We start from the raw sequence: 12,652 nt of genomic DNA, 5'->3' as shown, positions 1-12,652 counted from the left end.
CCATTTATCCTGCTACAGTCTGTTTATTTATCAACTCGGAAGCGAGTACCATATAGGCTGCTGCACCTGGTGATGTTTTATCATAATGTAAAGCTGGCAATCCATGGCTTGGTGCTTCAGCAAGTCTGACATTACGCGGTATTACGGTTCTGTAGACCTTACTTGGAAAGTGTTCTATGAGTTGCTTTGATACCTCAGAACACAATCGGTTACGAGCATCGTACATGGTTCGTAACAGACCCTCAAGATGTAAACGAGGATTTACAGAGGCTTTAACTTGCTCAATTGTTGAAAGAAGAGCAGCTAACCCTTCCAGTGCATAATATTCACATTGCATAGGAATCAACACAGAATCAGCAGCAACAAAAGCATTAATAGTCAGCGTATTCAAAGCGGGTGGGCAATCAATCAAGATAAAATCATAATTATTTTGAATAGGCTGCAGTGCTTTAAACAAAAAGGTTTCACGGTGATTACGCTCCATTAAACTTACTTCAGCCACGGTTAAATCATCATTGCCTGGAATTAAATCATAACCACTGGTTGTGGCGAGGCATGCTTGTCCTGCAAGACAATCATGCAGTAACACATCATTGGTTGTATGAACCAATTGGCTTTTATCGACACCGCTACCCATAGTGGCATTGCCTTGAGGATCCAAGTCAATCAGTAAAACCTGTTGTCGATTTGCTGCTAAAGAAGCAGCTAAATTAATCGCGGTAGTGGTTTTGCCTACTCCACCTTTTTGATTGGCAATGGCTATAACTTTTGCCATGATTTATTCCTTGGTTAAACCCGAATAAGCAGTAAATACTGATTAAATTTCACTATATTGGCTAAACTATTCTAATTTTCGCTCAAGTCAGAGAAATTAAACAGCTCTTGTTAACTACTTTTTCTCGGTTGATTTTCAATAATGACGCAACAACGCTCGCCTTCAATACCTGCGACAGTATAACGCTCAATCGAGCAGTCCTGCTTTATCTCATTTAATTCGGTATCAGGATAACGTCCCTTCATTGCCAACCAAATTCCATCATCGGCAATAAGATGTTGCGTCCACTGAACCATTTGTTCCAGGCTACTAAAAGCGCGACTTACTACTGTATCAAAACCTTGAGTTGGGTGGTAGTTTTCGGCCCTAAATTGTACAATTTCTACATTTTTTAAACTGAGCTGTCGCTTTACCTCATTCAAGAATCGAGTTTTTTTACCATTAGAATCTAATAGTACAAAGTTAAAATCAGGCCTAGCTATAGCGAGAGGGATTCCCGGTAAGCCGGCCCCTGTTCCTACATCTATAATTTGTTTGCCTTTAAGCCAAGGTAAAATAGCCAGGCTATCTAAAATATGTTTACCAACCATTGACTCAAGGTCACGGATTGCCGTGAGATTATAAGCTAAGTTCCACTTGTTAAGTAAGAATAAATAATCCGCCAAAGAAGCACTAAGCGCATCCAGATCAAATTGGTGCAAACCTTCTTTAAGCTGCGATTGTATTCGCGTTATTTGTTCCTTCATACCTCAATTCGCTGTTTTTTCAAATGCACCAAAAGTAGGGACAAGGCGGCAGGAGTAACACCCGAAATACGGCCAGCCTGGGCTAAAGTAGATGGCCTTATCTTCGTTAACTTTTGAATCACTTCATTAGATAATCCTGTGACATCGCTATAATCGAGAGATTCGGGGAGAGCCGTGTTTTCTTGTTTACGCATTTTTTCTATATCTTGTTGTTGTCTATCGATATAACCTGCATATTTATTTTGAATTTCTATTTGTTCGCTAACTTCTGGTACTAGTTCAGGTAAATTTAAATCCTCGAGCATTAATAAGTGTTGATAATTAATCTCTGGACGTTTCAAGAATTCTGAGGCTCTATTATCATGCTGCATTGGATTGAGTAATACATCCTTTAAGATCTCATTATGTCCTACACGAACCCAAGTTTGGTGCAGCAATGCTTGCGTGGACTCTATTGCTTCACTTTTTGTAGCAAAATGTTGCCAACGCTCGTCACCAACTAAGCCTAATTCTCTACCTTTAGCGGTTAAGCGTAAATCTGCATTATCTTCACGTAAAAGTAAGCGATACTCCGCACGCGAAGTGAACATTCGATAAGGTTCTTGAGTGCCGCATGTAATCAGATCATCAATTAATACACCAATATACGCTTCATCACGTCGTGGACACCAAAGTTCTTTATCTTGTACTTGCAGCGCCGCATTCATTCCGGCGATGATTCCTTGTGCAGCAGCTTCTTCATAGCCTGTTGTGCCATTGATTTGCCCTGCAAAAAACAAGTTGGGTATTGGTTTGGTTTGTAAAAATGAAGTGAGTCCACGAGGGTCAAAGTAATCATATTCTATGGCATAGCCTGGTCGGGTAATATGAGCATTTTCAAAACCTTTAATCGTGCGAACAAACTGCACCTGTACCTCAAAAGGAAGGCTTGTAGAAATGCCATTAGGATAGATTTCTTCAGTAGTTAATCCCTCCGGTTCAACAAAGATTTGGTGGGATAATTTATCAGCAAAACGAACAATTTTATCTTCTATTGAGGGACAATAACGTGGCCCTACACCTTCAATAACGCCAGCATACATCGGTGATTGGTGCAAATTATTACGAATAATTTCGTGTGTTGCTTCAGTTGTATGGGTAATATGGCAAGGTACTTGTTGGGGATGATCACTCACATGACCTAAATAGGAAAAAACAGGTATCGGTGTATCACCTGGTTGTACCGTCATTTGGCTATAATCTAAAGATCGACGATCGATTCGTGGAGGTGTTCCCGTTTTTAAACGGCCAACGGGTAAATCCAGATCACGTAAACTTTTTGCTAGGGCTACTGAAGGTGGATCTCCTGCGCGACCTCCGGCATATTGATTCATACCTACGTGAATTTTTCCACCCAAAAAGGTACCAACAGTCAGTACTACCGCACGTGCTCTTAAGACCAAGCCCATTTGGGTAACCACCGCAGTTACTCGTTCCCCTTCAATCAATAAATCATCAACAGCCTGTTGAAACAGCGTCAAGTTGGGTTGTGTTTGTAATTGTTCTCTAATGGCTTGGCGATAGAGTACTCGGTCTGCTTGTGCGCGCGTAGCACGGACTGCAGGACCTTTGGAGGCGTTAAGAGTACGAAATTGAATTCCCGCCTTATCCGCAGCTTTGGCCATAGCTCCATCTAAGGCATCAATTTCTTTCACCAAATGGCCTTTCCCTATCCCGCCTATGGCAGGATTACATGACATTTGACCGAGCAAATCCATATTATGAGTAAGTAATAACGTCTGGGCCCCCATTCGCGCTGCTGCTAGAGCAGCTTCTGTGCCTGCATGTCCGCCACCTACTACAATAACATCATATAATTTTTCAAGATTCATGACTGATCAATATTTGTATAACAAAAAGAGGAATTATACACTTTTTTGTGCATTGTCCCAATATTAAAGAATGAGATGCAGATGTTCTATGGGGACACATCGATTATTTGCTGAATTAGTTCAGCATTATCAACCCCATATAATCTCTGAAGTTTTACAAACTCATTCATTGTGTACGTTTCCGTGGATCAATTTTTATTTCCACTCAATACCATAAAATTTGTTAGTTGTTCAAATAATGTCCTATGATCATAATAATTGTACTTTTTGTGGTTTTTTCTTATGTGGCGCGACGTCCCTAGTCTCGAAGATTGGGAAAAATTATGTGGGAAGAATGGACTAACTGCAATTGAGGTTAATACGCTGCTTGTAGCTATTACCCAAGTTTTGCAAGACTATCATGCAATTCCAAAAACCAAATTAGAGTTCTTGGATAAAAGAATGGAACTACTTTCTCAGATAAATGAGATGAGCATTCAATTAATGAAGGTATTACCCAAAGCGGTAGAACCACTAGGCGTTATTCAAAAGCTAGCTGAAAATAAAATACTCTATCTAGAGAAGTTAAAAAATCATTATAAAGATGTTAAACCACGTCACTTATCAAAAAATGCGATGTTGGAAACAATTAGGCAGCGAGAAAAAACACATGGAGAGAACCCTTTATTAAGTCTTTTTGGTTCAACTTTAATTGAGCGATTAGATCCTGCTCATCGTACAATCGAATTTAATTATAGTGATATTGAAAAGGGTTTAAATCGTGCCGAATATCCGATGAATACTGCATTCTATGAGTGGGTCAGAGAAACCGATCCTCCGCCCTTTTTTTTGTGGTTAGAAGAGCATCCATTGACAACGGCATTAGAAGGGGTAAGTGATAATTGGCGAGACTCTTATAAAACGAAGATAACTTCCGTCGATTATGAGTTACGAGACAAAGTTCACGTTAAGACAGATGATGAGAAATTGAAAATTATTCCCAAAGATACTTCAGCAGAATTGCTTCCCCTAAATACAATTCGCTTAAAAAATATTTCTTATAAAAAGGGTATGGCATTTGGGGGTGTGGCTTTTGTATGGGATAAATATAATGACAATTTATTCCATGTCCATCCACATAAGGCTGGAATTTTCCATCACTCGTCACTTTTTAATGGGCGTAAGGTGCGTTGTGCCGGAATGTGGTTGGTCCAAGATGGGATAGTGGCGATGATTAGTAACAGCAGCGGGCACTATAAACCGGATACACTGCATTTTTATCAGTTGATTCGTTTTCTTCATGAGAAAGGTGTGGTTAATAATTTTACCCAAGTTGCAGATTTCTTGCGACCTCTACCTTATACAGAAGGAACACGGGTACCTAGCAATTTTATTCCTCTAAAAGAGTATTTTGCTTGGGCTGAGGAGCAACCCTTTGTACAAAACTACTTGGAAGTGGAAAAATTGCAACCATTCACTGCATCTCATACAACTGATGCAGGGATGGGAAAAGCAAACCGAAATTAATTCATATCTGTTGTTCATATTTAAATCATAATAAATTGTTATACTATGCATAGATAGATAATTTTTTTGAGATAAGCGATGTTTTTTGATGAAAATGAAAATGAAATTGAACTCGAAGATTTTTCGATAACGCATTTAAGAAAAAGATTAAAACTAATGAAAGGGACTACAGCGTCCAAAAAATCTATTACGCAATCTATACTGAAAACGCTCCCGTTTTTTAACAGGTTTATTGAGTCTGCAGAGGTAGCTGGGAGTGCTATTACCAGCATGGTACAAATCAAAGGACATCTAACTCATGCTTCAGACGTAGCAGGTAGTGCTTTTCTAATCATTAGATTCGTGAATGCGGCCATTGATTTTATCCGAATTCCAGGTATTTACATTGCAGCCTATATAGCGAATCAAGAATCACCGATTACTTTGTCACGTAATGCCCGTTTTTTATATTCGGCAGTGCTCTTAGGTCTTACGATAACTGCAGTAGCATTTCCTCCCTCAGCTCCTATTATTGCTTTGGTTATTTCAATCGCTACATTAGGTTTAAGTGTCGTCACGCTCGCTAAGCTTTATTACAAACGTTATGAGGTAAAAGATAAGTTAGCACAATTAGAAAAAGATATTGATATTAAAAAAAATCAGCTAGCTCATTTAATTGATAACTTGGAGCAATTAGAAGCCGAAGCAAAAAAGATGAAGGTTGCAGGCCAAAGAGATAACATTAAACTCTTAGAGGACAACATCAAAACGGGACGACAGGAAATTAAGAAACAATTAAACGAGTTGCAAAAACTATATGATGATCAAGAGCTTGGTAAGCAAAAATTAGCAAAGCTGGGTACAATCGCTACTTGGGATAAATCTGCAGGTGTTGCATTCGCTTCGCTGGCATTAATTGGTGCTATAGTCAGTTTGGTATTCCCTCCTGCAGGATTTCCAATACTTGCAGCCGCTGCTTCATTGGCTGTTGTTTATGTTGTTGGACGTGTTACCTATCCTTTATTTAAGTTTCTTGCGGGAAAAATAGCTAATCTTATTACAAGAAAACCAGAATCCGCTAAAAAAGAAAGTGAAGAGAAAGGAGTAGAAGACGTTTTGATTGAAACAGAGTTTGAGACTTCGTCTATGAAGGTTAAACATGATATGGATAAAATAAAAAAAGATGCAAAACGATTAGAACAAATCGTCGCAGATTTTCCAATTATTGAAACACCCAAACGACCAGAAGCAACTGCTCAAGCCCCCAGTTTAAAAATTACAGGCGCTAAAAAGAAAAACAGTGATGAGGAACTACAAGAAGATGATGAACATCCATCAATGCAGTAGAGCAATTTTCTTTTTATTCTAGCATAGCATAGAAGCATCTAATCGTTTCCCGATTGGCATCTGAAGAGTTTGCGACGCAGTATTGTGAGTCTAAAAAATCATAGAATGTTATCCCATTTACAGAAGATCCTTCACTTCGTCTTCCAACTCACCTTAAGTTTTTCTTGACCGCCAATGAGCCTACGTGCTGCGACTTGTTCGCAGCATCCAGGAAAAAGCGAGCTTAGTGCCTCAAACCCTGGATCCCGCGGACAAGCCGCGTGACGTGGGTATGGCTTTAAGTCAGGTAAAACTTAGGTGAATTGGAAGCACTGCGTTCGGGACGTACTGTGTCCGCGTAGCCTGGGTGGAGGCGTACGCCGTAACCCGTGAAATCTTTGTCCCGAAAACCCGGGTTTCGCTTCGCTACACCCAGGCTACAATTAAGTTGATGTGCTCTGTTCTTATTTCTCGACTTTGACGATATCTTAATCAACTGACTTATCAAGCGGGGTTCATGGGCGGCAGAGCATTTTCATTTTCCTTTTTACGCGGATGATTTTTTTTCAGTTGCTGAACACTGCGCCATAATTCATCACCTCGCCACAAGATTTTTTCTTTGCTTTTATATAAAACTTGCGAAAGAATTTGCACTTGTTTTTTGAACGTTACGTCGGTCGTTAGGCGCGTTAAATCAGTTAAATTTAGTATGGGTGCATCTGGCCAGTAAAGATTTGCCCACTTCAATAAGGCATCGCGTGCTTGTTGTGGATTAGCTTGCGCACACGCTTTATGGAGATTATTTAAAGCGGTTTTATATTGACCTTTTCCCGTATTTTTATTGCGTTTTTGCCATCCCCATAAGGCAATAGTAATGATCCACGCCAAGGCGAAAAGTGCGGCCACTATCCAACCCCAATTAAATTTGGTTGAAGAAGTAATAGGCTCGCTTCCTTCTTTGGTGGGTTGAGTGATAGGCTGATTTTGAGAGATAGTGGGTTGGGGGGTGGTATTTGTTGCTGGTGCAGTGTTTGAAGGAGTTACTTCAAAAGTTTTTGCAGGTAAAGTTGCTATTTCTTCTTTTCCTGTTTCAGTATTAAACCAAGGGAGTTTTAGTTCTGGAATTGTTATTTTTCCTGCTTTATTAAATAAATAGGTCACCTTGATTTCTGTGCGGCCAATCAATTCACCATAGGTAACCCGGTTTTTATCTTTTCCTTTCTCTGGATAAACATTTACTCCATCTGTTTCTGCAAAATTGAGTGTAGGTAAGAGTTGCGCTGGAATTCCTACTCCTTCAAGAATTACGGTACGAATTAAGGTGTTGCCTTGAGCAATAGTTTTCTCGGAGTTTTCATATTGTTCCATTAACTTAACTTGTTTGGCTGGTAACCATGTTTTACCGGAAAACTCTTTAGGAATGGGTTGTACATCGATGCTCGTGGTTTTGTCCTGAGCTTTTACTCGTTCGGGATTAAAATCATAAATCACTGCTGTAAATACAGGTGATTTTATTTTTAAAGTACCACTCTTTTGTGGAAAAATGGCATAATTTTGTTCTTCTACAAGATAAGTCATATTATTTTTTTGAATTTGAGATCGTTTTTCCTCACCTAAAGGAACGAGTAGGGCATTTTCGACTTGGGGGCCTTTATAATCTGCATCTAAGAAATGTTTTGAATAGTATAAAGTCACTTTATAAATAATTTGCTGATTCACATAAGGTTTTTTGGGGATAACTTCGGTGGTTAAATAAAGATTTTGATTGTTCTGATTGGCGAAATCATTTCTAGGTGTATTTTGCGATGTGGTACTTGAGCTGACTTCTATTGTCACTGGTTTAGTATAGTCCCTGCCTATTCTAATCGCAGGAATTGTTACTTTACCTTCTTTTTGTGGCTTTAAAGTTATAGTCCATTCGCTAGATGATTGGGCTTGGCCATTGATGATCGAATAATTCATACGACGTTCAGTGCCAAGAATCATAAAATTCTTTTGTAGTGGGGTCAGATCCGGAATGCCCCCATTTTGTAAATTATCTTGAGTTAGAATTAACCTGAATGAATCATCAATGCTTATTTGAGAAGGATTAACTTGTACCTGTACTTCAGCATTAACTAATGAACTGAATAAACAAAAGAAACCAATAATTATTATTTTTTTCATTGATACCACCCGCGTTCTCTTCTTAAATGGTCACGTAAAAATTTTTCTCGCATCAATCCGCCTGGATCATCCGGAATCAAACGCAACCACTGTTCTTTAGCTTGTTGTTTTTCTCGTTCTGCTTCAGATTGAGCTTCACTATTTTGTTGATCTTTGTTTTGCTGATCTTTGTTCTGTTGATCTTTGTTCTGTTGATCTTTGTTCTGTTGATCTTTGTTTTGCTGATCTTTGTTTTGCTGATCTTTGTTTTGTTGATCTTTGTTTTGTTGATCTTTGTTTTGTTGATCTTTGTTTTGTTGATCTTTGTTTTGTTGATCTTTGTTTTGTTGATCTTTGTTTTGTTGATCTTTGTTTTGTTGATCTTTGTTCTGTTGATCTTTGTTTTGTTGATCTTTGTTCTGTTGATCTTTGTTTTGTTGATCTTTGTTTTGTTGATCGTTGTTTTGTTGATCTTTGTTTTGTTGATCTTTGTTTTGCTGATCTTTATTTTGCTGATCTTTGTTTTGATTTTTTTCTTTATCTTTTTTCAAAAGGTCTTCAACTAACTTACGATTATAAATGGCATCTTGATTAGCTGAATTGATTGCCAGTGCCTTATCATAGGCTTTGATTGCTTCTTCGTATTGTCCCATATGAGCCAAAGCATTGCCTTGGTTATAATAACCTTGTTCATTTTTTAAATCTTGATATAACTCGGCTGCTTTTTGATAATCGCCTGCACGATATGCTGCGGCTGCGCTCCAATCGCTACGTGTAAATGTTTCTTTAGCTTGTTTAAATTGATTTTTTTTCATCAACTCTTGCCCTTGTTGATCTGGTGTAGACCATAAGTCTTGCCAACTAAAGGCATGAGTAGTACACGATAAAAATGAGACGAATAAAAGAATAAAAAAACGTATCATACAACTACCCTCTGTATCCAACCACGTCGAAACACCGGCAAGAGTAACAGCAACGCAGGTATTAAAAGCCAACGACCTTCATCACGCCAAAGAGGGATATCTTTTTCTTCACTTAGAGCAAATTCATTGTTATTACTGGATTTAAGCCACTGCTCCAAATCACTTGAATCGGGGGAGTATTTGACTAATTGTCCACTACCTGCATCGGCAAATTGCTCAAAAAGTGGATTTAAATTTTTATCTGCTTTGACTGGGATAATAGATGAGTAAATCCCTGATTCAGCCAATTTTTTCGCAAGAGCTATCGATGCGCTGGAGGGGGCGTCTGCCGTTAACACCAGAATTCGTCCTTGGTTATAACCTGCTTGTTTGATTAAGTTACTGGCTTCATCCAAGGCGCTATCAAGGTTTTGTCCTGTAACTGGCAGAATATCTGGAGTTAATGAAGAAAGTAATGAGGAAATAGTATGCCCATCATCAGTCAACGGAGAAACTACAAACGGCTCGCTAGTAAAGACCACAAGGCCAAATTGACCCACATCTTTGTGGGCAAATAAATCATGCAATTTAAATTTGGCACGACTTAGACGATTAGGAGTTAAATCATTAGCCATCATATTATCAGACATATCCAGAACTAGAACTCTAGGTTGTATTGGTTTATAGGTTGCTACAGGCAGCCTATACCAAGCAGGACCGGCAATACTAAAAATCATAAACAGAATACTTAAAAACAAACAGAGCATGGAACCCATCCGTTGTCCCTGCCCTTTTTTTTGCAGAAGATGACTCAACAAATGTTGATCGCACACCTCCGACCAGGCATGTAGTTTTGGTTTCTGTCGCCATAAAATCAAAATTAATCCTAGTAGGGGTACGATCACTAACAGCCACCAAGGTCTTAAAAAATGAAACGTTGCAATCATGACTTTAAGACCTCCCGATCGGTCATCCTAGCTCGTATGCTGAAGCTCAAATCGGCTTTTCTCAGTAGCCAAGAGAAACAAAGTAATAATGCAAGACCGACAAACCAAGGATAATATTCCTTTTGGGGACGAACGGTGGCTTGTTCCTGATTTATAGTTTCCAACTGATTAATTGTTTGATAAATTGAATTTAATGTTTCAGTATCTGTAGCACGGAAATAGCGACCATCAGTCATGTCGGCCATTTTTCTTAAGGTTTCTTCATCCAAATCTGCTGAAGCATTCTGCATCATAAAATCACTAATAAGCGCTCTTGAATCTGCTTCAGATCCTAAACCTATGGTATAGATTTTGATTCCTTCTTCTTTAGCCAATTCAGCCGCTTTTAACGGAGCGAGTACACCAGAATTATTTGCCCCATCGGTCAATAAAATAAGAATTCTTCCTTTTTTGGGAACATTATTTAATCGCTTTACAGCAAGACCCACGGCGTCTCCAATAGAAGTTGTTTTACCTGCAAGTCCTGCAGTAGCATCTTCAAGCCTTAAGAGAATGCTGTGTCGATCATAGGTAAGAGGGGTTTGTAAATAAGCACGAGTACCGAAGAGGATTAAACCAATTTTGTCACCGGTACGGTCTTGGACAAATTGTTCAGCAGCACTTTTTACAACACTTAAACGACTTACGGGACGTCCGTGGAAAAGCATATCAGGAATTTCCATACTCCCAGATAAATCTAAAGCCATCATAATGTTAAACCCCTCACGCGAGATGGGTTTGGGAGCACCAATCCAGCGAGGACCTGCTAAAGCAACCACCAATAATAACCATATTATGGCGGGGATGAGCAATGAATATTGGGCAGAAACAGAACGCTTTTCTTGATCTGCAATGTGAACCATGTCAGCAAAGAAAGGTACCTTCAACGCGGCAGGCAATTGTACTTTAGCTCTTGGCATTAAAAACCAGAAGATCAAAGGTAAAGGGATGAGAATTAAAACCCAAGGGTTAGCTAATTCGAACATGGCACTCCTCTTTGTTTAATCCAAAGCTGTGCTGCGTTAAATAAGGGGTTGAGATCCATCTTTTCTTGTGTTTTAAACGGGGCATCAAGTAGTAATTCCTTTACCAAATTGAAATCAATATTTTTGCTCGTTTCATTTAAAAATTTAAGCCATTCTTCCCCATGTAAACTAGCAACTTGCTCTCTTGGATAATAGACAAGGGCAACTCGGCGTAATAATTCTGAAATATGTGCACTGGCCTGGGCGCCATTTTGTTCTTGCTCATATTGATGCTGATAGTGATTTAATAAAAGCAAGGCTTGCTTTTTAGCCAGAGTATTTCGATGCTTTTTATAAAAAACATATGCGAGTACCGTTGCTAAAAATAAGATAACCCCAGTCAAAATATACCACCCCGGAGCCATTGGCCACCAACCAATTGGAGGGGGGAGGTGAATGTCTTTTAACTGCGCCAGGGGAGCGGTATTAACCACGGGACCTCCTGGGAAACGTTTGGCGCACGAGTGGCGCTAAATCAACATCTGCTGTAACCTGCACATACTGGATGTGTAAGCGTTGCAATTGAGTTTGCAAGTGCTCTATTCGTTGTTGACAATACTGCTCATAGGCTGCGCTCACAGAGCGCAAGCTGGTATCAAGGATTAGCTCTTGTTGCCCATTAGTGATGGCATATTGCTGTGGTTTGGGTGGAGAAAGCTCAACTTGATCACAAATATGATAGGCCAGGATGTCATTATGATAACGTAATCGATTTAAATGTTTTTCACACTCACGGTCCATAGAATAGAAATCACTGATCAAAACCAGGATGCTTCCCGGTCTCACTACGCGATGTAAGCGGACCAATGCATCGCTAAGTTGTCTTGGTTGGGCTTCGCGTTGTTCTTCAGTTTGATCGGTATACCGACTTAAAGAGGCTAATAATGGCAGTACCCCTATATCCCGACTGCGAGGGGTAAATTCGCTGTGATCCGTAGCTGAGAAGAATACTCCTCCTACTCTATCGCCTTCTTTTATTACGGTCCAAGCAAGAAGCGCTGCGAGTCGGGCGGCAATGACCGATTTAAATGCGATGCGCGTACCGAAAATCATGGAAGGATTGAAATCAGTGAGAATCACTACTGGTCTTTCTCGTTCTTCCTGATAAATTTTGATGTGAGGTTTACCGGTACGCGCCGTAACGCGCCATTCCATATGGCGTATTTCATCACCTGCCTGATAATTTCTTACTTCGGCGAAATCCATACCTCGACCACGTAATTTGGATAAATGATTTCCTGATTGTATTGCTTTACCTTCAGGTTGATAATGCATGGATTGGACATATCGCCTTAAGTCAATCAATTCGTTTAATTCTGCAATAACGCCATTAGCCATAAAAACCTCGTGTACCTCATATGTCTCTTTAGATTGGGACTGAATTCATCAGA

The 12,652-nt window shown here is 39.5% G+C and carries 11 protein-coding genes; 2 read left to right on the top strand and 9 right to left on the bottom strand.

The window, feature by feature from the left end; translation table 11 throughout:
- Nucleotides 1-4: 4 nt before the first annotated feature.
- From ACWTEW_RS09455 to mnmG, 3 genes are all read right to left on the bottom strand, one after another.
- Complete coding sequence (locus ACWTEW_RS09455) at nucleotides 5-775, bottom strand: ParA family protein (protein ID WP_454781435.1); 771 nt, start codon at nucleotides 773-775, stop codon at nucleotides 5-7.
- A gap of 110 nt (nucleotides 776-885) precedes the next feature.
- Nucleotides 886-1,521 carry a 16S rRNA (guanine(527)-N(7))-methyltransferase RsmG gene (rsmG, locus tag ACWTEW_RS09450; protein WP_454781434.1) on the bottom strand — a complete coding sequence of 212 codons (636 nt, stop codon included), beginning with the start codon at nucleotides 1,519-1,521 and terminating at the stop codon, nucleotides 886-888.
- Nucleotides 1,518-3,392 (bottom strand): tRNA uridine-5-carboxymethylaminomethyl(34) synthesis enzyme MnmG, encoded by a 1,875-nt coding sequence (gene mnmG / locus ACWTEW_RS09445; RefSeq protein WP_454781433.1) that lies wholly within the window; start codon nucleotides 3,390-3,392, stop codon nucleotides 1,518-1,520. Before mnmG ends, rsmG begins: the two co-directional genes overlap by 4 nt.
- Before the next feature lie 282 nt (nucleotides 3,393-3,674).
- On the opposite strand from mnmG, the gene ACWTEW_RS09440 reads away from it, so the two are divergent.
- Nucleotides 3,675-4,898, top strand: a complete 1,224-nt coding sequence (locus ACWTEW_RS09440; protein WP_454781432.1) for a hypothetical protein — start codon at nucleotides 3,675-3,677, stop codon at nucleotides 4,896-4,898.
- 78 nt (nucleotides 4,899-4,976) lie between these two features.
- Entirely contained in the window at nucleotides 4,977-6,224 is a 1,248-nt protein-coding gene (locus tag ACWTEW_RS09435) for a hypothetical protein (RefSeq protein ID WP_454781431.1), read from the top strand.
- A 483-nt stretch (nucleotides 6,225-6,707) separates the two neighbouring features.
- Here ACWTEW_RS09435 and ACWTEW_RS09430 read toward each other — a convergent pair whose 3' ends face one another.
- Genes ACWTEW_RS09430 through ACWTEW_RS09405 form a run of 6 tightly spaced genes read right to left on the bottom strand, consistent with a single transcriptional unit; the run spans nucleotide 6,708 to nucleotide 12,599 of the window.
- Nucleotides 6,708-8,369 (bottom strand): protein BatD, encoded by a 1,662-nt coding sequence (locus ACWTEW_RS09430; RefSeq protein WP_454781430.1) that lies wholly within the window; start codon nucleotides 8,367-8,369, stop codon nucleotides 6,708-6,710.
- A complete protein-coding gene (locus ACWTEW_RS09425; RefSeq protein WP_454781429.1) occupies nucleotides 8,366-9,271 on the bottom strand; it encodes a tetratricopeptide repeat protein in 906 nt (301 codons plus the stop codon). The genes ACWTEW_RS09430 and ACWTEW_RS09425 overlap by 4 nt, the downstream gene beginning before the upstream one ends.
- Nucleotides 9,268-10,197, bottom strand: a complete 930-nt coding sequence (locus ACWTEW_RS09420) for a vWA domain-containing protein (RefSeq protein WP_454781428.1) — start codon at nucleotides 10,195-10,197, stop codon at nucleotides 9,268-9,270. Before ACWTEW_RS09420 ends, ACWTEW_RS09425 begins: the two co-directional genes overlap by 4 nt.
- Nucleotides 10,194-11,222: a VWA domain-containing protein gene (locus tag ACWTEW_RS09415; RefSeq protein ID WP_454781427.1), complete on the bottom strand. Its 1,029-nt coding sequence runs from the start codon at nucleotides 11,220-11,222 to the stop codon at nucleotides 10,194-10,196. The genes ACWTEW_RS09420 and ACWTEW_RS09415 overlap by 4 nt, the downstream gene beginning before the upstream one ends.
- Entirely contained in the window at nucleotides 11,210-11,695 is a 486-nt protein-coding gene (locus ACWTEW_RS09410) for a DUF4381 domain-containing protein (protein ID WP_454781426.1), read from the bottom strand. The genes ACWTEW_RS09415 and ACWTEW_RS09410 overlap by 13 nt, the downstream gene beginning before the upstream one ends.
- A complete protein-coding gene (locus tag ACWTEW_RS09405) occupies nucleotides 11,688-12,599 on the bottom strand; it encodes a DUF58 domain-containing protein (protein ID WP_454781425.1) in 912 nt (303 codons plus the stop codon). The genes ACWTEW_RS09410 and ACWTEW_RS09405 overlap by 8 nt, the downstream gene beginning before the upstream one ends.
- Nucleotides 12,600-12,652 lie beyond the last annotated feature (53 nt).

Source organism: Legionella stuttgartensis, assembly GCF_977063405.2.
This window is presented reverse-complemented; position numbering and strand designations above follow the sequence as displayed.